The sequence below is a fragment of the Alloscardovia omnicolens DSM 21503 genome (genome assembly GCF_000420505.1).
Taxonomy (GTDB): Bacteria; Actinomycetota; Actinomycetes; order Actinomycetales; family Bifidobacteriaceae; genus Alloscardovia; species Alloscardovia omnicolens.
Genome location: NZ_ATVB01000001.1, coordinates 1 through 25130, shown reverse-complemented (window position 1 = coordinate 25130; position 25130 = coordinate 1). Strand labels below are relative to the sequence as shown.

The window sequence follows — 25130 nt, the reverse complement described above, 5'->3', positions numbered from 1 at the left end:
GCTTCATGCATTGCGTGCATAACTCTGGAGTCTTGGCCCATCTGCGGGTCGGCAGTGCACAGCACTGTTAAACGTTGAACGAGTAGACGATGTTCAGCGCTAAGCGCAGGAGTGGCTGACTCGGTGAATAAACAGACGGTTTATCCACCTTGCATATCTACAACAGAAGGAAATTAAATGACTAAGGTACAGCGTGCACGCCGTCAGGTGCGTCTTTCCCGCTCCCTCGGCATCGCTTTGACCCCAAAGGCTCAGCGTATCTTCGAAAAGCGTCCATACGGTCCAGGTGAACATGGTCGCGATCGTCGTCGTGCAGAGTCCGATTACGCAGTACGTTTGCGCGAAAAGCAGCGTCTCCGCGCACAGTACGGCATCTCTGAAAAGCAGATGCGTGCGATTTATGAAAAGTCACGTCGCGAAGCTGGTCAGACCGGTAACGCAATGTTGGTTAACCTCGAATCTCGTCTCGATGCTCTCGTGCTTCGTGCTGGCTTTGCTCGCACATCTGCACAGGCTCGTCAGTTCGTTGTTCACCGTCACATCCTCGTTGATGGAAACATCGTGGATCGCCCAAGCTACCATGTAAAGCCAGGTCAGACCATTCAGGTTAAGCCAAAGAGTCAGACCATGGAGCCATTCCAGGCAGCAGCTGAAGGCGTACACCGCGACGTTCTCCCAGCAGTTCCAGGCTATCTTGACGTCAACTTGGCAGCTCTCAAGGCTACCTTGACCCGTAAGCCAGAAGTAGAAGAAATCCCAGTAACTGTTAACATTCAGTACGTGGTCGAACACTACTCTCGCTAAAAAGAACTGTGTTTCTGCTGTTTACACGGCAATACACGCAGCAGAAACGAAACAATTTACGGCATACATACACGGAAACCATCGCCACATGGCATTCTCTTCGAAGAGAGCGTCATACAAGGCGGTGGTTTTTCGTTTGTAAATTCATGTGTTGTAGATTATGACACGTTGAACGTGTCCTCACTTACCACAGTCAGAACTCTCAAAAGCAACGTGGTGAGGTTTTCAGCGTACATCTATCGAATACGTCACGTCTTACAGCTGTTTCTCCATGTAAATCAGTGTAAATCAGTGTAAATCAGTCCTAGTGAAAGTGGAGCGGCACAGACAAGCGAAGATGTAAAGCCTAAAACACCGTAACTGCGTCAATCTCAATCAGAACCTCGCTCATAATTGTTTGGAATCTTGCTCGTCCTGTCTGCACCTCATTGCTCAACCCCGCTAAGCCCCAAGAGCACAGTAAAAGTTAATCAGGATTAATCCATAGCCAACATATTCAAAATATTCGAAACGATGGAAACGACTATCGCGCCAAGCAGAGACCATCCGAAACCGTCTGATATAACGCCGGTGCCAAACAAAGAGTGCGACATGAGCGAGGCGATTTCGAAGCAAAAAGTGTTGACAATCAAAGCAGCCAAACCAAAGGTCAGCACCGTGAGCGGCAACATAAAAATATGTAGGATAGGTTTAATCGAAACGTTAATAAAGGCCAAAAAGAGCGCGAAAGTTCCATACGCAACCCACGAATAATCGCCGATAATATGCAGACCAGGAACGAGCCATACAGTAACACTTGTAGCAATGGTGAGAACAAGCCAATTCAACAGAAATCTTTTCATATGTACAGTATAAACGAGAGGGCGTAGGCTTTGCAGAGCTTAAGCATGGTAGAGCGGAACTAAACAGCCGGAAGAAAGTTAGCCAATGAACTAGAGTAGTAGCATGACTATTCATTTATATCTGGTACGACATGGTCAAACCTATTTTAATCTGTATAACCGTCTGCAAGGCTGGTCAAATTCACCGCTGACCGAGGCTGGCCGAGCAGACGCAGTGAAAGCTGGAAACAAGCTAGCAAAAGTTCCGCTCAGTGCAGCATTCTGTTCAGATACGACGCGCGCTCAAGATACCGCTCGCGCGATTTTGCAGCTCAATACGCACTCACTCGATGCGAACATAACTGAGCCAGAAGCGCATATGGAGTTCCGCGAGCAATTTTACGGGTATTTCGAAGGGCGCGATATGAGCGAAGCATGGTGGGCAGCTGGAGCGCCACACGGAGCATCAACCTACGCTCAAATCCTAGAAAAATTTGGTCCGCAAGCGACGCGCGACTTTTTGAAGGAAGCCGATCCCTTCCATCACGCAGAAAATAACGAAGAGTATTGGCAGCGTATCGAGCGCGGCTTTAAGATTATTGCTGATTCGCCTAATGTTGACGATGAGAGTCACGTTTTGTTAATTTCTCACGGTAACACGCTACTCAGTCTTATGCAGCGCTTAACTGTTAACACAGATGCCAACAGTTCACACAGTTTTGATTTAACGGTTCGTCCGGCAAACGGTTCTGTGACGCGCATTGATTGTGATGCAGATAAGCTCGGCTCTGATTTTGAGGCGGCGCTAACAGTTGTGGGATATAACGAGTAAGTATCGTTCAAGCGCACATGTTGCGTAGCGCGAATACAGACGCTTGCGTGGCGTGCGAACACGAGCGTTTAGTAGTGCGCGAGCGCAAGTACAAATACCTACAATACCTACGCCTACGCCTAGTGGTAGCCTAGTGCCATATGTCTTTTATGCGGACATGAGGCCACAGCACATAATTGCACATAAAGGAGAGACTATGGATTTAGGACAGGTCGCGAGCCTAATTGCAGCAATCGTTTTTGCTATTCTTGCAGGCTTCCTTATTTATCCGCTCATTCGTTTGGGTAAGCTGTTCGATCAGATTGCGCAAACCGTAAAGGAAACAGGCGATCACGCCATTCCTGCCCTCGATGAGAGCGTAACGACTGTGCAGAAGGTAAATCAGTCTCTCGAGGATGTTAACCAGATTTCCTCGGCTGCCTCCACAACGGCAAATAATGTGGGCGCTTTAACAGATTTGTATGGTGCTGTGCTGGGTAAGCCACTCATTAAGGTGGCCGCTGTGTTTTACGGTGCGAAGCAGGCGGTGAGCGGTTTCGTAAAGAACAGCGATGGCAGCACAACAAGTAGCACGACAAGCGACAACAAGTAGGAGAGTAGATGATTAAGCGAATCTTCTGGTTTTTAGTGGGCTTTGGCGCCGGACTTGTTGTGGCTAGTAAAGCGCAGGCCTACGTTCGCGCGCATACGCCGCGCATGGCTCGCGAGTTCGTGCTGGGACCGGATCAAGATAATGTGGCGATGCGCACTTTAGGCTCTTTGATTGCTGATTTTAGAAAGTACAGCAGCGAAAAAGAAGCTGAGATGAACGAAAAGTACGCTCGTAAGTTTGGCGAGAACTAAGACGAACTTAGACCAACTAATACAAGTTTTTTAGATAGATAGTAATTCAAGGAGTAATGCGTTTATGCGCACGTCAGAAATTGCACAGAGATATACAGGATATTTTGAGAAACATGGTCATTTGGTTGTTCCATCTGCCTCACTTATTTCCCCTAATCCAACCACACTGTTCACTATTGCAGGTATGGTTCCTTTCGTTCCTTATTTGCTGGGTGAACAAACACCTCCAAGCAAGCGCATTACCAGCAATCAGAAGTGTGTGCGCACACTCGACATTGATGAAGTAGGTAAAACAACACGACACGGTACCTTCTTCCAAATGTTGGGTAACTTCTCCTTTGGTGATTACTTCAAGGAAGAAGCTATTCACTACGCATGGGAGTTGCTCACCACGCCTCAAGACCAGGGCGGTTACGGCTTTGACGTGGAGAAGTTGTGGGTGACCACCTTCACCGATGATGAAGAAGCACGTGCTATTTGGCGCAATGAGGGCATGGATCCAGAACACATGCAGGTTATGGGCATGGAAGACAATTTCTGGACTATGGGCGGACCTGGTCCTGGTGGTCCTTGCTCGGAGATTTATGTTGATCGTGGACCACAGTACGGTAAAGAGGGCGGTCCGATTGCCGATGAAGACCGCTACACCGAGATTTGGGACTTGGTGTTCGAAAACTACGAAGTCGATAACGTGAAGTCGAAGACCGACCTGCATATTGTGGGAGAACTGGCACACAAGAATATCGATACCGGCATGGGATTGGAGCGCGTGGCTTACTTGCTGCAAGGCAAGGAAAATATGTATGAGACCGATGAGCTCTTCCCAGTTATCGAAGCTGCCGAGAAGCTCTCTGGCCTCACGTATGGCGAGAACGAAGAAAACGACGTGCGTTTCCGCGTTGTAGCAGATCATGTTCGTTCTGCTTTGATGATTATGAGCGACGGCGTGCGACCATCGAACGAAGGCCGCGGCTACGTTTTGCGTCGTTTGCTGCGTCGCACTATGCGTTCGATGAAGACCTTGGGTGTGCAAGAGGAAGTTCTTCCACACTTGCTGCCAGTATCCAAGGGCTTAATGAGCGCAAGCTACCCAGACTTGAATGACTCCTTCGCAGACATCGAAAACGCTGCGTACGGCGAAGAAGATGCTTTCCGCCGCACTTTGGATAACGGTACAACCATTTTGGATGTTGCTGTGTCTAAGGCAAAGAAGAATGGTACTGCCGTTTCTGGTGCAGACGCTTTCTCCTTGCACGATACTTATGGCTTCCCGATTGAGTTGACTCTCGAAATGGCTGCTGAACAGGGTGTGCAGGTTGATGAGGTATCCTTCCGCTCTCTGATGGCTGAGCAAAAGGCTCGTGCTCGTGCTGATGCTTTGAAGAAGCGTGGAAACGTTGATCTGAGCGTTTATGATGATGTGAAGAAGGAACTTGAAGCTCCTATCGACTTCTTGGGATATACAGACATGTCTGCACGCGGTCGTGTGTTAGGCATTATCCAAGAGGGCAAAGGTGCTGTTCCAGCAGTTACTGCTCCTGCTCAGGTTGAAGTTATTCTCGACCGCACACCTTTCTATGCAGAAGCTGGTGGTCAGCTTGCTGATCAAGGTGAGATTCTTTCTGATGACGGTGCAGTACTTGAAGTAGATGATGTGCAAAAGCCTGTTAAGGATTTGATTGTTCATCAGTGCCGTTTGGTTGAAGGTACCTTAACTGTTGATGCTTCTGTTACAGCTTCTATTGATGTTGAACGCCGTGGAGCTATTGCTCGCTCTCATACTGCTACCCATATGGTGCATAAGGCTTTGCGTGAAGAACTGGGGCCTCAGGCTACACAGCGCGGTTCGGAAGATGCTCCAAATCGTTTGCGTTTTGACTTCCAGTGGGCATCGGCACCGTCAGATCAGGCAATGAATTCCGTAGAAGCTCGTGTGAACGAGAAATTGCGTGAGAATTTGTCTGTAACCACTGAAGAGATGAAGTTTGACGATGCTCTCGCTTTGGGTGCTATGCATTTGTTCGGTGAAAAGTACGGCGATATTGTGCGCGTCGTATCTATTGGCGAAGATGGTTGGAGCCGAGAACTATGCGGCGGTACTCACGTAGACCACGTGGGTAAGCTTGGTGTTGTAACCCTGATGAGTGAGTCTTCTGTGGGTACTGGTGTGCGCCGAGTGGATGCAGTTGTAGGTCAAAAAGCTTACGATTTCCATGCTCGCGAGCATGCTTTAGTATCTCAGTTGTCTGACGTATTGCATGCTCGTCCAGACGAGTTAGCAGATCGTATTGCAAGCTTGATGGATAAGCTCAAGGAATCTGATCGTAAGCTTGCTGCGCTTTATGAATCACAGCTCAAAGCACAAATTCCTGCTTTGGTGGAATCTGCCCGCTTGTCAAGCGATGATGTGGTTGTTGTGGCTTCTCATGTAGGCCAGTTCGGCTCCACAGATGCTTTGCGTTCAGCAGTAATGGATGTGCGCGCACAAATTGGTGATAACAAGCCAGTTGTTGTTGCATTGGCTGGTGTAGGAGAATCTGGTAGCCCATCGATTATTGTGGCCACTAACGACCCAGCACGAGATAAAGGTTTGAAAGCTGGAGATCTTGTGCGCAATGCATCCAAGATGCTTGGCGGTGGCGGTGGCGGTAAGCCTGATTTCGCTCAAGGTGGCGGTCAGGATGCATCGCGCATCGACGCAGCACTTGAAGATTTAACTGCTGCAGTACAGTCACGTTAAGGCTTAACGTGACGAATAAAAACGTGTGGATGGGAGTAGATTTAGGAAACGCTCGCGTAGGTATTGCGCTGAGCGATCCTGATTTACTCCTGGCACATCCAGAAGATAATATTCATGCTTCTGGAGACTATTTTTACGTTCTTGATGATGTTATTGCATGTGTAGACGACTATGATGTCAATCATATTGTTGTCGGTTATCCTCTACAATTAAATGGGGAAGAGGGCAAAAGCGCTAAAAAAGCGAAGCGCTGGACTCAGACACTACGGAAAAAACTCGACCTCTATGGTTTGAATGACGTAACGATAGAATTAAAAGATGAACGATTGAGTTCTGTGGCAGCTCATGATCAGTTGCTTGATGCAGGTATTTCGATGCGTCACCACAGAACAATAATTGATAGTCAGGCCGCTGTAATCCTGTTACAATCGGCATTAGATGATCATAGAGCTCGTATGCGGAGATAAACTCAATGACCAACGATAATGATTTGTTCGATATGTTCACCAATGGTGGTGAACATCAAGACCAAGAAAAAAATGCGAGACAGATTGCATCAGATATAAGTATCCAATCTGATCCTTCTGCACCTCCATTGCCACCACATCGTCGCCGTGAAGCACGTTTAGCACGTAAACGTGCTCGTCAGAAGAAACGCCGCCGTTTATATGCGCTTCTTCTCATCTTGGCTTTGATTGCCGGCATAGGTTTTGGCGGTTATAAAGTATTCAACGTTATTAAACGCGCAACGCAGAGCACCGTTCAAAAAGAATCTCAATCTCTTGACTATCCAGGACCAGGAGAAGGAAATGTTCTCTTCGTAATTAACGAGGGCGATGATACCTCAGTTATAGCGAAAAATTTGGTGAACGCTGGCGTTGTACGCAGTGCTGGAGCTTTCCTTAAAGCTGTGGAGCTTGCAGATGCATCGAAAAAATTGCAAGTTGGTTCTTTCGAATTAAAGAAGAAGATGTCTGCCGCTCAAGTAGTCGCTATTATTACTGATCCGTCGCAAATTAGCGGCGCACTTGTTATCAAACCGGGTGAACGCAATACGGATATTATTAAAGCTGCAGTGCAAATTACAGATTTCTCTCAAGAAGATTTTGATGCTGTGCTCAATGATGCTAATGCGGGCATTCTGCCTGCAGTGGCTCAGGGCAACTATGAGGGCTGGTTTGAACCAGGCACCTACAATGCAAAGAATGCAAGCTCTGCTCGCGAAATTATTAGCCAAATGGTAGCTAAGCGCATTGCTAAACTAAAGGCGTTGAATGTAACAGAAGATCAGTATCGCACAGTGCTGATTAAGGCATCAATTGTGGAAGCTGAAGTTAATAAGTCGGATTATTACGGTAAGGTATCTCGCGTTATTGAAAACCGTTTAGCACAAGATATGAGTTTAGGTATGGATTCTGTGGTGGCTTATGGTTTGGGAATTCGCGGCACAGAACTGACTAATGCTCAGCTGAACGATTCAAGTAATCCATATAATGTGCGTATTCATAAGGGATTACCACCAAGTGCTATTGGCAATCCAGGTGATTCTGCTATTAAAGCCGTACTGGAGCCTGAAGAAGGAAATTGGTTGTACTTCGTTACTGTCAATCTCGATACTGGTGAAACGAAGTTTACGGATTCAGATGCTCAGTTCGAGGAATACGTGAAAGAACTTCGTCAGTGGGAAGTAGATAATCCACGATAAAACTAACTAAGGGCGTGGCATAGCTGTGCCCTTAGTTATATGCAAAGAAATATAATGCTATGGTCAGTAACGCGCAGAAAAATTGAGTGGGCACACACGCTATCGAGGTTTTCCTCTTTCTCAGCAGTAAAAACATAATTTGAAGCAAAAGAACAGCAGACATGAGCAGCCACCAAATAATCAGCAAAACCCAAGATCTCAGTCCTGTCGGTACAAAAAATAATACGCTGACGGCAATAGCCGTCACATCTCCCAGACCTAATCCTCCTCGAGCAATCAGGAATAAAACGAACTGAGTGCCACACGCAATCAGAATAAAAACTGAAGCAGTACGCACAGCTGTAACGCCTAGAAAAACATAAAACCATATCAACTGAATGGACACAGCACTGAGTACTGCCCAACGAGGTACTGAACGCGCCAAAAAATCGTAAATACTTAAGAAAAGTCCGCCTAGTAAACAGGGAAGCACATAAAAGCTATATAAAAGGTAGTCCATTCCGTAAGATATACCCTAGAAAGTTCAGCCAAACAAAAAAACAGTACTGATACTGTGCATAAGTAGGTACGCTGTGAATAACTTCAGCTACTTGAGCGAGAAGGCTGACCATACGAGGATAGCGAGGAGCATACATGTTACGGTGGCAGACAGCAGGCGAATCTCACGGTGAGGCACTTGTTGCCATGATTGAAGGTCTTCCTAGCGGCGTAGATATTACCAGTGAAGACATTCAGCAAGCTTTAGCTCGCCGACGTCTGGGATATGGTCGCGGAGCACGCATGAAATTTGAACAAGATCAAGTACGTTTGCTCACGGGTGTTCGTCACGGTTCAACCTTAGGTTCACCGATTGCTATTGAAATTGGTAATACGGAATGGCCAAAATGGACGCAAGTGATGAGCGCGGATCCTCTGCCAGACGATGTAGAACTTCCTGACAACGGACGCAACGCAGCCCTGAGCAATCCTCGTCCTGGACACGCTGATTTAACAGGTATGCGCAAATACGGTTTTACTGATGCTCGACCAGTTTTGGAACGTTCCTCGGCACGCGAAACCGCATCACGGGTAGCTCTTGGCCAGGTTGCTGCGAACTTTTTGAAGCAAGTTGCTGGCATTGAAACTGTGGCTCATGTTATTTCTATCGGCGGTGAATACGTCAGTGAAGACGCTCCACTGCCAACTCCAGCAGATGTAGAAGCTCTTGACGCATCCGCCACACGTAGTTTAGATGCTGAAGCCGTTGAGCGTATGAAAAAGCGTATTGATGAGGTAAAAAAGCAAGGAAACACTCTTGGTGGAGTAATTGAAGTTATTGCCTATAATGTGCCTGCAGGAGTAGGAACCTACGTGGAATCCGAACGTCGCTTGGATGCTGCTTTGGCTGCTAATGTGATGAGTATTCAAGCCATTAAAGGTGTGGAAATCGGTGATGGCTTCAAAGAAGCAGACCGTTTAGGTTCAGAAGCACACGATGAAATTGCTCGTGAAGATGGCAAGATTTACCGTTTAACAAATCGTGCTGGCGGTATTGAAGGATCGATGTCTAACGGTGAACCTATTCGTGTGCGCGCAGCAATGAAGCCGATTTCTTCCTTGCCTCGTGCTTTACGCACTGTTAATGTGCTCACGGGGGAAGAAGCAACAGCAATCCATCAGCGTTCGGATGCTACCGCAGTTCCTGCTGCATCTGTAGTAGCTGAAGCTATGGTGCGTTTAACCTTGGCACAGTTTATTATCGAAAAGTTCGGTGGAGATAGCGTAGCAGAAACACGCCGTAATATTGAGTCATATCTGGCAAGCTGGCCTGAATATTTGCAGTAGTTGAGTTTCGAGGAGTATATATGGCGCGTGTTCCGCAAGTAGTATTTATTGGTATGCCTGGTTCGGGCAAAACTCGTATTGGCAAGGAAATTTCATCTCTGATGTCTGTATCTTTTTATGATTCAGACGATGAGATTGAACGCAGCGAGGGCATGCGCATTCCCGATATTTTCGAGGAGCTGGGTGAGCGCCGTTTCCGAGGGATAGAACGCGATATTATTGCTGATTTTGTTGATGTATCTGACGCGGTACACAAGGGTGAGCGCATTATTTTTGATGGAGTTCTTTCTTTGGGCGGCGGTGCTCCTATGCGCCCAGAAACTCAAGAAAACTTGCGTATGTATACCCAGGCAGGTGGGCACGTTGTGTATTTGAATGCACAAGCTGATGAAGCTATTGAACATGCAACCCGCTCAGGAAATAGACCTTTGCTGGCGCATAATCCAGAAAAAGTGTGGATGGATTTATATGCTCAGCGTCACGACACATATATGGATTTAGCCAGTTACGTTCTTTCCACACATGGTAAAACTCCTCGACAGGCAGCTCAAACAGTTATAGATATGCTCAACGAACACGTTATTCACGTCAGCGGTGCTCAACCTGAATATGATGTGCGTATTGGCACATCAACTATGCGTCATTTACCAGCAATTTTAGGTGAAAATACAGTACGTGCGGCTCTTATTCACACCACTCAAGTGCAACGACACAGCGATAAAGCACGCGCTATTTTGCGTCGAGCAGGCTACGAGGTTACAGAAATCGTTATTCCTGATGCAGAACACGGCAAAACTTTGCCCGTCGTTTCCAGGGCATGGAATACTCTGGGCGAAATTGGCTTTACTCGCTCAGATGCCATTGTTGGCTTAGGTGGTGGTGCGGCAACTGATGTTGCTGGTTTTATTGCTGCTACATGGTTACGAGGCATTCGCTATGTTAATTGCCCAACATCGCTTCTCGCTATGGTTGATGCCTCAACCGGTGGGAAAACTGGTATTAATACGGAAGCCGGTAAAAATCTCGTGGGTAGTTTCTACACGCCCGCAGGCGTTTTGGCTGATGTTGATACATTGCGCACACTCGATCAGCGTATTTTTATTGAAGGTCTTGGTGAGGTTATTAAAGCAGGCTATATTGCTGACCCACAGATTATTCGTATTGTGCGCGCACATGCTGATATGCTCAAAAATCTTGATCCCGCACAGATAAGTGATGATGAGATGGATGTGATTATTGAACTGATTGATCGCAGCGTGCGCGTGAAAGAACGTCATGTGAGTGCAGACCTTAAAGAGCAGGGCTTGCGCGAGTTCTTAAATTATGGGCACACCTTGGGTCATGCTATTGAAAAGATTGAACATTTTACATGGCGTCACGGTGAAGCGGTTGCAGTGGGCATGGTATTTGCTGCCGAGTTAGCTCGTATTCATGGCATTGTTAATGATGATTTTGTGCGCGATACTCGCAACATATTGGAATCAGTAGGATTACCAACCGTATGGGACGCTCCTGATGATGAGACTGTTTTGCAAATTATGCATCGCGATAAGAAAGCACGCGGCAATATGCTGCGTTTTGTAGTTGTCGATGAGATTGGTCATGCTCGCCGTTTGGAAGATCCAAGCGAAAGCAGTGTTTTAGAAGCCTTGCATGCAGTAAGCAGCCATCATAATAAATAATCGCAACGCACACTAAACGCTCAAAGTGTGACAAGAGAAACGATATAGAGACGTAAAGGAAGCGGTATGGTAAAAAGGGCAGAAGTTTCGAAAATTGTAGTGATTAATGGTCCTAATCTTGGTCGTTTAGGGGTACGCGAGCCAGAAATCTATGGTAGTGCTACTTTAGAGGACTTGCGTGCAGCTTGTACTCAGTGGGGGCAGGAACTGGGCATTGACGTAGAAGTGCGTCAAAGCGATAGCGAAGCAGAAGTTATTGGTTGGATGCATCAAGCTGTTGATGAGAAAACTCCTGTTGTTCTCAATCCTGCCGCTTTTACGCATTATTCCTATGGTTTAGCTGATGCTGCGGCTCAGGTTACAGACGTTCATATTCCACTGATTGAGGTGCATATTTCTAATCCTGCAGGGCGCGAAGCTTTCCGTAAGCATTCTGTTATTTCACCTATTGCTACGGGAACTATTACAGGCATGGGATTTTATGGATATAAGTTAGCGGTTGACGCTGCTGTTCATGCTCTCGAGGATTAAATTGAGGAATGATATGCTCGCTTTTCACAACGATTACCATGCAGGCGCACATCCTGAGGTTTTGAAGGCTCTCGTAAGTACGAATGGTGCTGCTCAGGATGGTTACGGAGCAGATGAATACAGTGAATCCGCACGTGCGCGTATTCGTCACGCAATAGGGGATGAGCAAGCCGAAGTTTTCTTTGTAACAGGTGGTACGCAAACGAATCAGCTGGTTATTGATACCATGCTATCTGCTTGGGAAGGCGTTATTAGCGCAGATACCGGTCATGTGAGCGTGCATGAAGCAGGTGCTATTGAGTTTTGCGGGCATAAAGTTTTGACTGTGCCAAGCGAAAACGGTTTGATGGATCCGAACGATGTTCGCTCGTTAGCACGTAACTTTTATGATGATCCTAATCATGAGCATATGGTTTTTCCAGGCATGGTGTATTTGAGCTATCCATCGGAATACGGCACGCTGTATAGCGCTGACCAGTTGCATGAGATTCGTGCTATTTGTGATGAGTTCAATATGTGCTTGTTTATTGATGGCGCTCGTTTAGCGTATGCGCTTGGCTCTGCAAGTGAGCATCTCAGTTTGACTCAGTTGGCGCAGATAGCTGACGCTTTTTATGCGGGCGGGACAAAAGCTGGAGCGCTGCTAGGTGAAGCGGTTATTTTCCCTGCAGGGCGTGGTGAGCGTGGTAGCTCTCCGGCACATTTTATTACTCAAATGAAGCAGCATGGCGCTCTACTTGCTCAAGGGCGTGCTATGGGAGTACAGTTCGACGCACTATTTACCGATAGCTTGTATGAGCGCATCGGAACTCAGGCAGATGAGTTGGCACAACGTCTGGTAGGTGTTATGCGTTCTCATGGTTTTGAAGAGTATTTGATTAGCTCCACGAATCAACAGTTTTTTGTGATGAATAAAAAGCAGTTTGAAGCGTTAAGCGCAGTAGCTCAGGTGAGTTTATGGGAGGCTCCTCGTAATGGGCGCTATATTGTGCGTATGGTGACGGGCTGGGATACGACTGAAGAGATGATTGACCAGTTGGATAAAGCTTTATCGATATAGTATCGATAAAGTTGGGGAGCGGGCGTGTCAGGCTTCTCCGTGGGGTTTTAGTGGATTCGTGTGCCCCCAGACATGACGTGTTCAACGCAGTCTGACTGGGAGAGGTTTGTTGCCATGTAGCACTCTTAAATCAAGAGTAATACTTCTTATGGTCGTGTGTGCTGTACGAGAAAGACGAAAGGTTATGGTGTGCACAGTATATCGGCTAGCCTTTTTTGATTAACTGTGCGATGAACCAAGATAGCCTAAGGTCAAGTACGACCTCATTGCGAACAGCCTCAAGACCCTGAAAAATAACTCACCATAGGGCAACCCACCGCCTACACAAAAACCCTGACACTCTCTGGGGAGTGGTAGTGAGGAATTCTGCTGTAACGGAACTCCTCACTATACAACCTGTTAGTCGCAGCTATTAGATACGTCTTGCAAAGTTGAATCGCGTAAAAATTGCATCGGCAATAATTCCTGTAATCAGTAGAACACTTGTGCTTATCGGAATACTATCGATAAAAATAAAACCAATAATTTCTCCTGCAATAATGGTTATGACAATTGAAACAGAGGTTACGCGATCGAGACGATGGATTTTCTTATTAAAAATCGTATGTAGTAGCACGCCAATATAAAACAGACCGACTCCACTAATCAAAAACATATGCGCGCTACGTGGATGCGCAATATTTATGTAATCATAAGCAATCGTCACGAGATTAATGCCGAACCAAATCAAGTAATGAAAATGTACCATAATTGTTGCTTTACGACCATCTCCTTCTTCATCTATAGCATGGTCAAATTCAGCAAAAATAGAACACAAAGAGGTTCACAATAATCAGATAACTAAGCACATTAACAATGGAGAAAGATTTCACATCGAAATAGAGCGAAATGCCTACCAGAAGCTCACCCAGCGTAATAATAGTTAATAATCCTAAACGTTCAATAAGATGCGGAGCATTAATCGGCACGATGGAAACACGGTTATTCATAATGAGTGGATAGATTAAGAAAATCGTAACCGATATGCATACAATAATAACTCCTGCAATGCCGCCTATAGCTGTGCCAATAACTAGCCCAGCAAGACGCATAGCAAGCATTTTTAGGAGGACTAAACTCACCTGCGCATCAGGGGTGTGCGCACAAGAATAGGCAATAAAAGCATATTGAGCAATATGGATAACTGATAAAGCAATTAATCCAAAGGAAAAGAGCTTAAAGTCTTCGAAAGATTCAGAGGTTGCGTAATGTCCCATAAAAGCAGAAGACGCATTTGCAGCACAGTCATAGAAATAATATCTTTCAGATTGTGCTCGCCGAAACGATTAAAATAAATATTTTGAATATTCCATGATCCAATGAAGCTAATAAAGACTGTGATATATAGTAAGACCGTTATCCATGTGACGGCATGGTGACGTAAAGGTTCAAAAATCTCAGTTATTTGAGATACGGCGTAGACAAAAACGAGATCATAGAAAAGCTCAGTAGCAGAGACTTTCTTTGCTATTTTTCTGGCATATGTATGTCCTCGCGTAGATTCAGTTGATTTTATGAGTAGTTGTGCAACACAGACTACGATTGAACGTTTTCTTAAAGCTCTACAATATAGCAAAAAATGATGAGAGTGAATGGTTAAAATACGCGATTAAATGATTTTTTTACTGCTGAAAGTAAAATCTAAACGAGCATAATATAAACTTATTGTCTATTGAACAGAGAATGAAAGTATGCTGAAAAGTTGCAGCGTGTTTAGGCTTTGAATTCGTCATGTGAAACTGATACACTTGAATCCCATGGTTAATGAACATGGCAATAATTCTGAGCATATTACAAAGCATATTTTCGTCACTGGTGGCGTTGTTTCTTCTCTTGGTAAAGGTCTTACAGCTTCCTCATTGGGGCGCTTATTACGTAGCCGTGGTTTAAGCGTTCTTCAGCAGAAGTTGGATCCATATATCAATGTAGATCCAGGTACCATGAATCCGTTCCAGCACGGTGAAGTATATGTTACTGAAGATGGTGCGGAAACTGATTTGGATATTGGTCACTACGAGCGTTTCTTGGATGTTCCTTTAAGTCAGAGTGCTAATGTGACCACAGGTCAGATTTACCAGAACGTGTTGCGTAAGGAACGCGCCGGAGAATATTTGGGTCAGTGCGTGCAGGTGATTCCACATATTACCAACGAGATTAAGGAACGTATGCGTTCCCAGGCTGGCGACGATGTGGACGTTATTATTACCGAAATTGGTGGCACGGTTGGCGATATTGAGTCGCAGCCATTCTTGGAAGCAGCACGTGAAGTGCGCACTGAGCTTGGTCCAACAAACTGTATGTTCGTGCACGTCTCTTTGGTACCATGGATTGCCTCCGCTCATGAGCTCAAGACCAAGCCAACTCAGCATTCTGTAATGATGTTGCGTCAGTTGGGTATTCGCCCAGATGCTCTGGTGTTGCGTTCCGATCGTCCACTCAACCAGGGTATTAAAGACAAGATTTCCTTGATGTGCGATGTGGCAGAAAACGCAGTGGTCAACTGTGTGGATGTGCCAAGCATCTACGAAATCCCAACCATGTTGCACACCGAAGGTCTCGATTCCTATGTTGTCGAGCATTTGGAGCTTAAGTGTGGCGACGTTGATTGGGCTGAATGGGGAGACCTGCTCGACCGGGTGCACCATCCAAAGGACGAAATTACCATCGGTATTATTGGCAAGTACATTGATTTGCCAGATGCATACTTATCGGTTACTGAGGCTATTAAAGCTGGTGGTTTCGGCAACTATGTGCGTGCCAAGATTGAGTGGATTTCTGCCGATAATTGCGAAACCGACGAGGGTGCACAGCGCTACTTAAGTAACTTGGACGGTATTGTTATTCCAGGTGGTTTCGGTATTCGCGGTATTGAAGGCAAGATTAACGCATTGCGTTACGCGCGTGAAAATAAGCTGCCTGCACTGGGTATCTGCTTGGGCATGCAGTCTATGGTTATTGAGTACGCTCGCAACGTTTTGGGTTATGCTGATGCGAACTCTTCGGAATTCGAAGATGGCACCACGCATCCAGTAATCGCTACGATGGAAGAGCAAAAGGATATTGTGTCCGGTCACGGAGATATGGGTCACACCATGCGTTTGGGATCCTATCCTGCAGTGCTTAAGGAGAAGTCTTTGGCTGCAGATCTGTACGGTTCTACGAAGGTTACCGAACGTCACCGCCATCGTTATGAGGTTGCTGTAGCTATTAAGCCAGAACTCGAAGCTGCGGGCTTGTCTATTTGCGGTTCGAGCCCAGACGGTCAGCTTGCAGAATTCGTTGAGCTTCCTCAGGATGTGCACCCATTCTATATTGGTACACAGGCACACCCAGAGTTTAAGAGCCGCCCAACCAAGCCACACCCACTGTTCGCTGGTTTGGTGAAGGCTGCCGTAGATCGCAAGCATAAGAACGCTTAATTAAGTGTTCTTAAGTGTTCGAACGAGCCAAGCGCCACGGTTGTGAGTATTGTCACATCTGTGGCGCTTTGTGTTCGCTTATAAGAAAAAGACTTCTCAACGCCCGTACAATGGGAACTTAGAGGATGTTTTAAGGAGGTGACGCGTGTCTCACGAAGATGTAGAGATGAATAAATACATCGATGCCCGCGGTGGTGTAAACACAGAGAAACTTCAGCAAGATGACGAGCTGATTTCTCAGTTTGGTGAATACAGCTACGGTTGGCATGACTCTGACGAAGCAGGTAAAGCTGCTAAAAAGGGTATTGATGAGAACGTTGTTCGAGAAATTTCGGCAGACAAGGGTGAACCTGATTGGATGCTGGAGATGCGTTTGCGAGGCTATAAAGCTTTCGTAGACAAGCCAATGCCAGATTGGGGAGTCGACTTATCTGGTTTTGATGCCGACGATTTTAAGTACTATGTGAAGCCTATTGAAAAGCAGGCGAAGAGCTGGGAAGAGCTTCCCGACGATATCCGCACCACATACGATCGTTTAGGTATTCCAGAAGCAGAAAAGAATCGTCTGGTCTCTGGCGTGGCAGCACAGTACGAATCAGAAGTTATCTACAACTCCATTCGCGACGATTTGGCTGCCCAGGGCGTTATTTTCGTCGATACCGATACGGCAGTGCGCGAATACCCAGACCTCGTAAAGAAGTATTTCGGTACGGTTGTTTCTCCAGAAGACAATAAGTTTGGCGCGTTGAATACCGCAGCATGGTCGGGTGGTTCCTTCGTATACGTGCCAAAGGGTGTGCATGTAGAAATTCCTCTGCAGGCGTACTTCCGTATTAATACTCCTGCTATGGGTCAGTTCGAACGCACGCTTATTATTGCCGACGAAGGCTCCTACGTGCATTATGTAGAAGGCTGTACGGCTCCTATCTATTCTGAGGATTCGTTGCATGCTGCCATCGTGGAAATTATTGTAGAAAAGCATGCTCGCGTGCGCTACACCACGGTGCAGAACTGGTCGAATAACGTGTACAACCTGGTTACCCAGCGTGCGTACGTGCGCGAAGGAGGCACCATGGAATGGGTGGATGGAAATATCGGTTCCAAGGCCACCATGAAGTATCCGGCATGTATTTTGGCAGAACCTTATGCCAAGGCAGAAACCATGTCTTTGGGCTTTGCTGGTAAGGGACAGTACCAAGATACAGGTGCGAAGATGATTCACCTGGCACCTCATACCAGTTCCACGATTGTTGCGAAGTCTATTTCGCGCGGCGGTGGTCGCTCTGCTTATCGCGGTTTGGTCAAGATTGTGAAGGGCGCCGAAGGTTCGAGCTCCAACGTTGTGTGCGATGCTTTGCTCGTAGACGATTTCTCTCGTTCCGACACCTATCCACACGTGGATGTGCGCGAAGACGATGTGTCGATGGCGCACGAAGCAACCGTGTCGAAGGTATCCGAAGATCAGCTGTTCTATCTTATGAGCCGCGGTATTGAGGAGAAGGAAGCTATGGGCATGATTGTGCGCGGCTTCGTCGAACCAATTTCGCGTGAGCTTCCTATGGAATACGCTTTGGAGCTGAACCGTTTGGTCGAGCTGCAGATGGAAGGATCGGTGGGATAGTGGACACACGTAAAGAAATTCAGATTCCTGTTGCAGACCCCAATAATCCGTATGCGATTCCTGCAGCAATGCCGTCGAGCGCAGACCGCAACCCTCGCTCTTTTGAGGTTGTTGATTTTGCTGTGCCAACGCGCAAGCAGGAAGATTGGCGTTTTACCCCAGTCGAGCGCATCGCTGAGTTTGCAGAGATTTTTGAACCAGCTCAGCAGCTGAGCTATGAACTCAGTTCGATTGATGGGTCTGAAGCTCCTGCATCGGTTACTCTTGAAACTATCAGCAAGAGCCAGGCTCCTGCAGGTACCGTGTCTAAGCCGAATGACCGTGTTTCTGCTGTTGAATGGAATACTGGCAACAACGCTGTGCATTTGCATGTTGCTGAAGATACTGCTGTGCCAGTTTTGCTCAAGATTACGAGCTCCAGCTTTGATTTAGATAGTTTCCATTTAGTGATTACCACTGCTGCCAATGTGCATGCTGACGTGGTTGTGGAGCACTTTGGTGATGCACATATCGCTGAAGGTGTGGAGATTTCTACTGGTGATTTCTCTGAAGTATCGACCACATTTATTCATGAATGGTCTGATAAGTCTAAGCATGTGGGTAATCATCGTATTCATGTGGGTAAAGCTGCTACCTTGCGTCACAGTGTTGTTACCCTCGGTGGCGATGTGGTTCGCATTCGTATGGATCAGGATTTCGGTGGTGAGCAAGGTGATTTAACCATGCTTGGCATCTACTTCTCTGAATCTGGTGAGCACATTGAGCATCGCACTATGGTGGTACATAACCATCCTGAATGCAAGTCTCGCGTTATTTATAAGGGAGCTTTGTCAGGCAAGGATGCACACTCCACGTGGGTGGGTAATGCTTTGATTGAGCCAACTGCTCCAGGGACAGATTCCTACGAGTTAAACAGAAACTTGATTTTGGTGCCGGGCGCTATTGCAGATTCGGAACCAAATTTGGAAATTGAAAATGGAAATATTGTGGGCGCCGGACATGCCAGCTCGGTAGGACGTTTTGATGATGAAGAGCTGTTCTACCTTATGAGCCGCGGTATTCCAGAGAAAGAAGCACAAAAACTTGTGGTTGCGGGCTTCTTCAACGAATTGATTGAACAAATCGATATTCCAGCGATTTCCGAGCACTTAATGAACACTGTTCACGCCCGTCTTGAAAGGTAATCATGTCTGTTATTGAAATTAAAGATCTTCACGCATCCGTGGAGACAAACGAGGGTCGCAAGCAGATCCTTAAAGGCGTTAACCTAACGATTAATTCCAACGAAACTCACGCTATTATGGGACCAAACGGTTCCGGTAAATCCACTTTGGCATATACCTTAGCTGGTCATCCTAAGTATGAAGTAGATTCTGGTGAAGTTCTGCTCGATGGCGTTGATATTTTGCCAATGACTCCAGATGAGCGTGCACAGGCAGGCTTGTTCCTGGCTATGCAGTATCCAGTAGAGGTTCCAGGCGTGGCAATGACTAACTTCTTACGCACTGCTAAAACCGCTATTGATGGTGAAGCACCAGCTATTCGCCAGTGGACCAAGGATCTTAACGCAGCGATGAAGAACCTTCGTATGGATCCCAAGTTCGCTACTCGTTCTGTGAACGAAGGATTTTCTGGCGGTGAGAAGAAGCGTGCAGAAGTTCTCCAGCTTGAACTACTTAAGCCGAAGTTCGCTATTTTAGACGAAACAGATTCTGGTTTGGATGTGGATGCTTTGCGCATTGTGTCTGAAGGCGTGAACCGTGCAAAAGATAATACAGGTTTAGGCATTATGATGGTGACCCATTACACCCGTATTCTCAAGTACATTAAGCCAGATATTGTGCATGTATTTGCCGATGGTCATATTGTAGAAACAGCAGGTCCTGAACTGGCTGATTATTTGGAAGAGCACGGTTACGACAAGTATCTTCCAGAAGGTACAACCGAGTCTGCTCAGGCATAAACACCCAGAGACTGTTCAGCTTATGGCGATGTTCCTCATAACGTTGTCATAAGCTGTATTGTTATTTTTACGTACGTTATGAGGAGTTATCCATGTCATTTAATAGCAACACTATTCGTTCTCAATTCCCTCTTCTCACACAGGAAGTGCATGGATATCCGTTAGTGTACTTAGATTCTGGCGCTACTTCTCAAAAACCTCAGGCTGTTATTAATGCTGAATCCGCGTTTTACAGCACAATTAATGCAGGCGTTCACCGCGGTGCACACGAATTAGCATCATTGAGCACGGATGAATACGAAAACGGCCGCTACGCAGTGGCACGTTTAATCGGTGCGCATTATGGAGAAGGTTCTGATGAAATCGTTGTAACTGGGGGAGCAACCGCTGGCCTGAATATGCTTGCTAATGCTTTTGATCATGCCAGTCATGACGGTATAGAACCTTTTGCTGTAGGACCTTCAGATAGCATTGTAACTTCTCGAGCAGAACATCATTCAGTTCTTTTACCTTTCCAAGAGCTTGCTCGTAGAACAGGTGCGCGTTTAGACTTCTTTGATTTAGATGATTCAGGACGCATTGTTACTACTTCTGAATCTCTTGCACGTGTTATTACTGAGCATACGAAAATAGTGGCTGTTACTCATATATCGAATGTGACGGGAGCTACCACCGATATTCCAGCTATTGTGCGTAGGGCGCATGAAGTTGGTGCAATAGTTGTACTCGACGCCTGCCAAAGCGTTCCTCATCTTCCTATCGATGTACATGAACTTGATGTTGATTTTGCCGCTTTTAGCGCGCATAAAATGTATGGACCTACAGGTGTTGGTTTCCTCTATGGCAAACGCGAGATGCTCGAAAAACTACCTCCGATGAATTTCGGAGGGTCTATGGTGGAGCTTGCATGGTTAGATAAGCCGGCACAATATATGGCTCCTCCAGCTAAATTTGAAGCGGGTACACAGCCGGTTGCTCAAGTTGTGGCATCAGGAGTTGCTGCTAACTGGATGATGGACTTAGGTATGGAAAACCTAGCCGCACATGAACATGAGCTTGTAGAACACCTTATGCAGATTCAAGATATTGACCATGTGCGTATTTTAGGACCAACAGATACAACAGATCGCATAGGCACAGTAGCGTTTGAGATTGACGATGTTCATCCTCATGATGTGGGGCAGTTTATTGATTCTCGCGGTATTGCTATTCGTGTGGGACACCACTGTGCTCAACCAATTCACCGTCATTTCGGCGTGTATGCGTCTAACCGTGTGTCTCTAGGCGTGTACAATACGCATGAGGATATTGACCGTCTTTTAGAAGCTGTTGCAGAAGTATACGGTTTCTTCCACCGCTAAACGAGGAGTTGTATGTTCGAGTCAATGAGTAATGCTGAGCTGGAACAGATGTATCAAGAGGTTATTCTCGAAGCATCGAAAGCGCCTCATGGTAAGCAGAAGTTTGCAGCGGACATTACCAGTGCTGACGCAGAAAAATCAGATAATGCTGTAGCACATGCAACTTTGAGTGCAGAACATGAGTATTGCGTTACAGCACAATCTCATCAATTCAATCCAACCTGTGGAGATGAAGTAACTGTGTGGGTAGAGCTTACGAATGGAAAAAACGGCGAACCTATCCGCATTGAAAAACTTATGTGGGACGGACAAGGATGCTCTATTTCTCAAGCAAGCCTATCTATTATGTATGATCTGGTTGCTGGAAAAACTCTCGACGAGGCTATGGAATTGTTCCGAACCTTCCATAAACTCATGGAATCACGTGGAGCAGGTCTAGAAAATGAAGAAGAAATCGAATCGCTCGACGATGCCATAGTTTTTCAAGGCGTATCGCGCTATCCGATGCGTATTAAATGCGCTCTTTTAGGATGGGAAGGTCTTAAAGATTCAGCCGCTCAAGCGCTCACTCATATCAATCAATAAAATCAGGGAGAAACAAGATTATGGCAGCCAACAATCTGGTTCCACAACCTTCGGGCAGTATTCTTGATGCAGTGTCACGTGTTTTTGATGACTCACAGCTTGCACAACAAATTGCCCAGAATCCTTCCTCAGCAGGTATGCTAGAAGAATCATATAAAAAAGCTCAGGTCAAGGAGGCATCCCAAATGACTGAGGCACAAAACACAGAGGAATTTAAAGGCGTTACCTTAACATTCATTGATGAAATCGGTAGGGTAACGGCTAAAGATGTAAAGGAAGCTCTCCATCAGGTTACTGATCCTGAACTGGGTGTGGATGTTGTTGATCTCGGTTTAGTCTATGGCATTGAAATCGATGAACTCGGCCGAGCTATTTTAACTATGACGCTTACCACACCAGCATGCCCATTAACCGATCTTATTGAAGATGAATGTGCTGCTGTTCTTGCTGGATTAGTAGAGGAATTCCGTGTTGATTGGACGTGGACACCTGCATGGAATGTGGACATGATTACAGAAGAAGGCGCAGCGCAACTCGCCGCTCTGGGCTTTAATCTCAATAATTTACCGCGTGCATACGCATAAATTCTCATGCTCGCGCTACAATAAAATCTCAACGATGTAGTAAAGACGCTCCTAGTGAGCTTAGGCTAATAACATAATGCTTGAGCTGATTGGGAGCGCTTTTTTGAGAGAAAGATTGAGAGATTATGTCGTTGAATTTCACATGGCAACTCCATGGAGATGGAAAACATATTGCTCCAGGCGAAGTAATTGAGCCTGAAGAACGTTTAACTATTATTCGTACAATGAGCGTAGGTGCTCAGCATGTGATTGCAATGTTTGGTGCAACATTCCTCGTTCCAATTTTGACGGGTTTTGATCCATCGACAACATTGTTCTTCACCGCATTGTCGACTGCACTATTTCTTCTTATTAATAACAACAAGCTACCTAGTTATTTAGGTAGCTCGTTTGGTTTTATAGCACCTATTGCTGCGGTAACTACTGCTCATAAAGGTTTGGGCGTAGCTAGCTTTGGTATTTTATGCACAGGTTTAGCTTTAGCCCTTGTTGGTGCTATCGTGCACTTCGCAGGCTCTGCATGGATTGATAAAATCATGCCTCCTGTGGTCAATGGTGCTATTGTAGCGATTATTGGCTTTAATTTAGCTCCTTCAGCATGGAATAACTTTAAGAGCGCTCCAGATACTGCTCTCGTAACTCTGCTTGCTGTTATGCTGTGCGCAGTTTTGTTTAAGGGTATGCTTGGTCGCTTGAATATTTTGCTCGGCGTTTTGATTGGTTATATTTATGCTGTTGTACGTCAGCAAGTTGACTTCCAACCGGTAAAAGAAGCAGCGTGGATTGGTCTACCTAAATTCCATACTCCTGAAGTTGATTTCTCCATTTTGCTTATGTTCCTGCCAGTAGTATTAGTGCTTATTGCTGAGAATATTGGTCACGTAAAGTCTGTGTCCTTGATGACTGGTCGAGACTATGATCCACAGATTGGTCGCTCATTGTTTGCTGATGGTTTGGGTACTATGCTCGCCGGTTTGGGTGGCGGTTCCGGTACCACAACATACGCAGAAAATATTGGCGTTATGGCAGCAACGAAGGTATATTCCACATTGGCATACTGGTTTGCTGCAGGATTCGCTCTTATCTTGAGCTTGTGCCCTAAGTTTGGCGCTATTATTAACACAATTCCAACCGGCGTTCTTGGCGGCGTAACCACATTGCTTTACGGCATGATTGGTATGCTCGGTGTGCGCATTTGGGTAGAAAACAAGGTTGACTTTGGTAAGACCGTAAACATGATGGTGGCAGCAGTAGTCATGATTGTGGGTATTGCAAACTTTACCTTCGCAGTTCAAGGCGTGAGCTTCAATGGTATCGCTATCGGCTCTTTTGCAGCTTTGATTGTTTACCACGGTTTGAAGAATCTCGGTAAGCTCACCGGAGCTGTTGTGGACCAAGATGATTATATTGGAGAAAATCCAGATACTCCTTACTCCGTCCACGAAAACTAAAGACATGAATAAAGCCGAGGCACAGGTCTCGGCTTTATTTTTTTACATGGTTGCGTAAAATGCTACCGCACTTGAAGCTGCTACATTCAAACTATCTACACCGTGACTCATAGGAATTTTTACTGTAAGATCTGTGGCAGCTAAAGTATATCGGCTCAATCCGTCACCTTCAGTACCAAAAATCAAAGCAACTTTTTCAATATGTTGCGGATCTTCAGGCGCGCTATGTATACGTGCCGATAATTCTTGCATGCTTATAGAATCATCGGTCAAAGCCATAGCAACAGTAGTAAAATCTAAATCTTTAAGCTCCTCAATAGAGGGATTTGGCCAATTCTTACGATTATCTCCGCCAATGCGCGTCCAAGGAACTTGAAAAACAGTTCCCATAGATACCCGGATAGCACGCCTATATAACGGATCTAAACATGATGGGGTAGCGAGCACAGCATCAACACCTAAAGCAGCTGCTGAACGCATGAGAGCACCAACATTTGTAAAGTCAACAATATTTTCCATAACAGCTACTCGCCGAGCATGCGCACAAATATCAGAAACACTTGGCAACTCCCAGCGACGCATCGCACACATAGCGCCACGGTGTAAACGGTAGCCAGTCAATTGTTTAAGTAAAGCTTCAGAAGCCACAAAAACGGGAATATTCATGCCCCAGCGAGCATCGACTAGCTCAAAAGTTGAACGCATGCCTTCGAGCCATGCCTCCTCGACAAGGAAGGAAAGCGGCTCGCGGTCGGCTGCTAAAGCTCGATCAATAACTTTAGGACTTTCTGCAATAAAGATACCCTCATCTGGCTCTAAACGATTACGCAGCTGAACTTCGGTTAAATTGATGTAGGCGTGTAAACGCTTATCTTCTAGGCTGTCAACATGGATTATCTGCATGGTTTTGATGGTAGCGCGAGGAGGGGAGGATGCTGGAAAAGGTACAACCCGTGATACTCATCAAAGATTAATTTCTTTTTGAACGAATATTTTTGATACGCTTTTGCATGTGATGAAGTCGGACATTGTTCGATTCACAAAGGGCTACACATTATGTTGTAGCCCTTTGTGAATAAGGGGAGATGATGCGTCAGATGCATAAACTATTCATGTCAATTCCTGAGCAAATAAATATTCTTAGAAGACGTGGTTTAATCTGTCTTTTGGGGTTTTCGTGGGGTTTTGGTTGTGGTTGGGCTTATCTGGTTATTATTGCGGTGTGTAGGAGTCCTGGGGTGGTTCGTGAAGCGTGACTTGGTAGA

23 protein-coding genes and 1 pseudogene are annotated in these 25130 nt (G+C 46.0%); 19 read left to right on the top strand and 5 right to left on the bottom strand.

The window, feature by feature from the left end; genetic code table 11:
- Positions 1-177: 177 nt before the first annotated feature.
- Complete coding sequence (gene rpsD, locus G464_RS0100120) at positions 178-804, top strand: 30S ribosomal protein S4 (RefSeq protein ID WP_021618298.1); 627 nt, start codon at positions 178-180, stop codon at positions 802-804.
- 476 nt (positions 805-1280) lie between these two features.
- On the opposite strand, the gene G464_RS0100115 is transcribed toward rpsD, so the two are convergent.
- A complete protein-coding gene (locus G464_RS0100115) occupies positions 1281-1646 on the bottom strand; it encodes a phage holin family protein (RefSeq protein ID WP_021618299.1) in 366 nt (121 codons plus the stop codon).
- A gap of 103 nt (positions 1647-1749) precedes the next feature.
- Here G464_RS0100115 and G464_RS0100110 point away from each other — a divergent pair, with 103 nt between their 5' ends.
- From G464_RS0100110 to mltG, 6 genes are all read left to right on the top strand, one after another.
- Entirely contained in the window at positions 1750-2457 is a 708-nt protein-coding gene (locus G464_RS0100110) for a histidine phosphatase family protein (RefSeq protein WP_022856263.1), read from the top strand.
- Between the two features lie 196 nt (positions 2458-2653).
- The gene (locus G464_RS0100105) at positions 2654-3049 is read left to right on the top strand and encodes a DUF948 domain-containing protein (protein WP_022856262.1); all 396 of its coding nucleotides are present in this window, start codon (positions 2654-2656) and stop codon (positions 3047-3049) included.
- Between the two features lie 8 nt (positions 3050-3057).
- Positions 3058-3300, top strand: coding sequence for a hypothetical protein (locus G464_RS0100100; protein ID WP_022856261.1), 243 nt, complete (start codon positions 3058-3060; stop codon positions 3298-3300).
- A gap of 64 nt (positions 3301-3364) precedes the next feature.
- Positions 3365-6040, top strand: coding sequence for an alanine--tRNA ligase (gene alaS, locus G464_RS0100095; RefSeq protein WP_022856260.1), 2676 nt, complete (start codon positions 3365-3367; stop codon positions 6038-6040).
- A 29-nt stretch (positions 6041-6069) separates the two neighbouring features.
- Positions 6070-6507 carry a Holliday junction resolvase RuvX gene (gene ruvX / locus G464_RS0100090; RefSeq protein ID WP_021618304.1) on the top strand — a complete coding sequence of 146 codons (438 nt, stop codon included), beginning with the start codon at positions 6070-6072 and terminating at the stop codon, positions 6505-6507.
- 5 nt (positions 6508-6512) lie between these two features.
- Complete coding sequence (mltG, locus tag G464_RS08260; RefSeq protein WP_022856258.1) at positions 6513-7745, top strand: endolytic transglycosylase MltG; 1233 nt, start codon at positions 6513-6515, stop codon at positions 7743-7745.
- Between the two features lie 31 nt (positions 7746-7776).
- Here the strand turns inward: mltG and G464_RS0100080 are convergent, their stop codons facing one another.
- Positions 7777-8244, bottom strand: coding sequence for a hypothetical protein (locus tag G464_RS0100080; RefSeq protein ID WP_022856257.1), 468 nt, complete (start codon positions 8242-8244; stop codon positions 7777-7779).
- Between the two features lie 134 nt (positions 8245-8378).
- On the opposite strand from G464_RS0100080, the gene aroC reads away from it, so the two are divergent.
- The 4 genes from aroC (at position 8379) to G464_RS0100060 (ending at position 12842) form a co-directional block, all read left to right on the top strand.
- Positions 8379-9569: a chorismate synthase gene (gene aroC / locus G464_RS0100075; protein WP_022856256.1), complete on the top strand. Its 1191-nt coding sequence runs from the start codon at positions 8379-8381 to the stop codon at positions 9567-9569.
- Positions 9570-9589: 20 nt separating this feature from the next.
- Positions 9590-11251 (top strand): bifunctional shikimate kinase/3-dehydroquinate synthase, encoded by a 1662-nt coding sequence (locus G464_RS0100070; RefSeq protein WP_022856255.1) that lies wholly within the window; start codon positions 9590-9592, stop codon positions 11249-11251.
- Between the two features lie 66 nt (positions 11252-11317).
- Positions 11318-11782, top strand: a complete 465-nt coding sequence (gene aroQ, locus G464_RS0100065; protein WP_022856254.1) for a type II 3-dehydroquinate dehydratase — start codon at positions 11318-11320, stop codon at positions 11780-11782.
- A gap of 13 nt (positions 11783-11795) precedes the next feature.
- Entirely contained in the window at positions 11796-12842 is a 1047-nt protein-coding gene (locus tag G464_RS0100060; protein ID WP_022856253.1) for a threonine aldolase family protein, read from the top strand.
- Between the two features lie 412 nt (positions 12843-13254).
- On the opposite strand, the gene G464_RS0100055 is transcribed toward G464_RS0100060, so the two are convergent.
- The gene (locus G464_RS0100055) at positions 13255-13590 is read right to left on the bottom strand and encodes a hypothetical protein (protein WP_022856252.1); all 336 of its coding nucleotides are present in this window, start codon (positions 13588-13590) and stop codon (positions 13255-13257) included.
- Positions 13591-13639: 49 nt separating this feature from the next.
- Positions 13640-14457, bottom strand: a pseudogene (locus G464_RS10245) (low temperature requirement protein A).
- 181 nt (positions 14458-14638) lie between these two features.
- Here G464_RS10245 and G464_RS0100045 point away from each other — a divergent pair.
- From G464_RS0100045 to G464_RS0100010, 8 genes are all read left to right on the top strand, one after another.
- Complete coding sequence (locus tag G464_RS0100045; protein ID WP_022856250.1) at positions 14639-16300, top strand: CTP synthase; 1662 nt, start codon at positions 14639-14641, stop codon at positions 16298-16300.
- 166 nt (positions 16301-16466) lie between these two features.
- Complete coding sequence (gene sufB, locus G464_RS0100040) at positions 16467-17921, top strand: Fe-S cluster assembly protein SufB (protein WP_021618314.1); 1455 nt, start codon at positions 16467-16469, stop codon at positions 17919-17921.
- The gene (gene sufD / locus G464_RS0100035) at positions 17921-19105 is read left to right on the top strand and encodes a Fe-S cluster assembly protein SufD (RefSeq protein ID WP_022856248.1); all 1185 of its coding nucleotides are present in this window, start codon (positions 17921-17923) and stop codon (positions 19103-19105) included. Before sufB ends, sufD begins: the two co-directional genes overlap by 1 nt.
- A 2-nt stretch (positions 19106-19107) precedes the next feature.
- Positions 19108-19884 (top strand): Fe-S cluster assembly ATPase SufC, encoded by a 777-nt coding sequence (gene sufC, locus G464_RS0100030; protein ID WP_021618316.1) that lies wholly within the window; start codon positions 19108-19110, stop codon positions 19882-19884.
- Between the two features lie 92 nt (positions 19885-19976).
- Positions 19977-21245: a SufS family cysteine desulfurase gene (locus G464_RS0100025; RefSeq protein WP_022856247.1), complete on the top strand. Its 1269-nt coding sequence runs from the start codon at positions 19977-19979 to the stop codon at positions 21243-21245.
- Positions 21246-21257: 12 nt separating this feature from the next.
- The gene (gene sufU / locus G464_RS0100020; RefSeq protein ID WP_022856246.1) at positions 21258-21830 is read left to right on the top strand and encodes a Fe-S cluster assembly sulfur transfer protein SufU; all 573 of its coding nucleotides are present in this window, start codon (positions 21258-21260) and stop codon (positions 21828-21830) included.
- 20 nt (positions 21831-21850) lie between these two features.
- Positions 21851-22414 carry a metal-sulfur cluster assembly factor gene (locus tag G464_RS0100015; RefSeq protein ID WP_021618319.1) on the top strand — a complete coding sequence of 188 codons (564 nt, stop codon included), beginning with the start codon at positions 21851-21853 and terminating at the stop codon, positions 22412-22414.
- A gap of 125 nt (positions 22415-22539) precedes the next feature.
- Complete coding sequence (locus G464_RS0100010) at positions 22540-23865, top strand: uracil-xanthine permease family protein (protein ID WP_021618320.1); 1326 nt, start codon at positions 22540-22542, stop codon at positions 23863-23865.
- A gap of 42 nt (positions 23866-23907) precedes the next feature.
- Here G464_RS0100010 and G464_RS0100005 read toward each other — a convergent pair whose 3' ends face one another.
- Positions 23908-24768 (bottom strand): TrmH family RNA methyltransferase, encoded by an 861-nt coding sequence (locus G464_RS0100005; RefSeq protein WP_022856245.1) that lies wholly within the window; start codon positions 24766-24768, stop codon positions 23908-23910.
- Positions 24769-25130 lie beyond the last annotated feature (362 nt).

Coding starts and splice junctions, on each gene's coding strand:
- G464_RS0100070 (WP_022856255.1), top strand. CDS start 9,590: ATGGCGCGTGTTCCGCAAGTAGTATTTATTGGTATGCCTGGTTCGGGC.
- G464_RS0100015 (WP_021618319.1), top strand. CDS start 21,851: ATGGCAGCCAACAATCTGGTTCCACAACCTTCGGGCAGTATTCTTGAT.
- G464_RS0100100 (WP_022856261.1), top strand. CDS start 3,058: ATGATTAAGCGAATCTTCTGGTTTTTAGTGGGCTTTGGCGCCGGACTT.
- sufU (WP_022856246.1), top strand. CDS start 21,258: ATGTTCGAGTCAATGAGTAATGCTGAGCTGGAACAGATGTATCAAGAG.
- G464_RS0100005 (WP_022856245.1), bottom strand. CDS start 24,768: ATGCAGATAATCCATGTTGACAGCCTAGAAGATAAGCGTTTACACGCC.
- G464_RS0100010 (WP_021618320.1), top strand. CDS start 22,540: ATGTCGTTGAATTTCACATGGCAACTCCATGGAGATGGAAAACATATT.
- G464_RS0100045 (WP_022856250.1), top strand. CDS start 14,639: ATGGTTAATGAACATGGCAATAATTCTGAGCATATTACAAAGCATATT.
- alaS (WP_022856260.1), top strand. CDS start 3,365: ATGCGCACGTCAGAAATTGCACAGAGATATACAGGATATTTTGAGAAA.
- rpsD (WP_021618298.1), top strand. CDS start 178: ATGACTAAGGTACAGCGTGCACGCCGTCAGGTGCGTCTTTCCCGCTCC.
- mltG (WP_022856258.1), top strand. CDS start 6,513: ATGACCAACGATAATGATTTGTTCGATATGTTCACCAATGGTGGTGAA.
- G464_RS0100080 (WP_022856257.1), bottom strand. CDS start 8,244: ATGGACTACCTTTTATATAGCTTTTATGTGCTTCCCTGTTTACTAGGC.
- aroQ (WP_022856254.1), top strand. CDS start 11,318: ATGGTAAAAAGGGCAGAAGTTTCGAAAATTGTAGTGATTAATGGTCCT.
- G464_RS0100025 (WP_022856247.1), top strand. CDS start 19,977: ATGTCATTTAATAGCAACACTATTCGTTCTCAATTCCCTCTTCTCACA.
- G464_RS0100115 (WP_021618299.1), bottom strand. CDS start 1,646: ATGAAAAGATTTCTGTTGAATTGGCTTGTTCTCACCATTGCTACAAGT.
- sufC (WP_021618316.1), top strand. CDS start 19,108: ATGTCTGTTATTGAAATTAAAGATCTTCACGCATCCGTGGAGACAAAC.
- G464_RS0100110 (WP_022856263.1), top strand. CDS start 1,750: ATGACTATTCATTTATATCTGGTACGACATGGTCAAACCTATTTTAAT.
- ruvX (WP_021618304.1), top strand. CDS start 6,070: ATGGGAGTAGATTTAGGAAACGCTCGCGTAGGTATTGCGCTGAGCGAT.
- G464_RS0100060 (WP_022856253.1), top strand. CDS start 11,796: ATGCTCGCTTTTCACAACGATTACCATGCAGGCGCACATCCTGAGGTT.
- G464_RS0100055 (WP_022856252.1), bottom strand. CDS start 13,590: ATGGTACATTTTCATTACTTGATTTGGTTCGGCATTAATCTCGTGACG.
- G464_RS0100105 (WP_022856262.1), top strand. CDS start 2,654: ATGGATTTAGGACAGGTCGCGAGCCTAATTGCAGCAATCGTTTTTGCT.
- aroC (WP_022856256.1), top strand. CDS start 8,379: ATGTTACGGTGGCAGACAGCAGGCGAATCTCACGGTGAGGCACTTGTT.
- sufB (WP_021618314.1), top strand. CDS start 16,467: ATGAATAAATACATCGATGCCCGCGGTGGTGTAAACACAGAGAAACTT.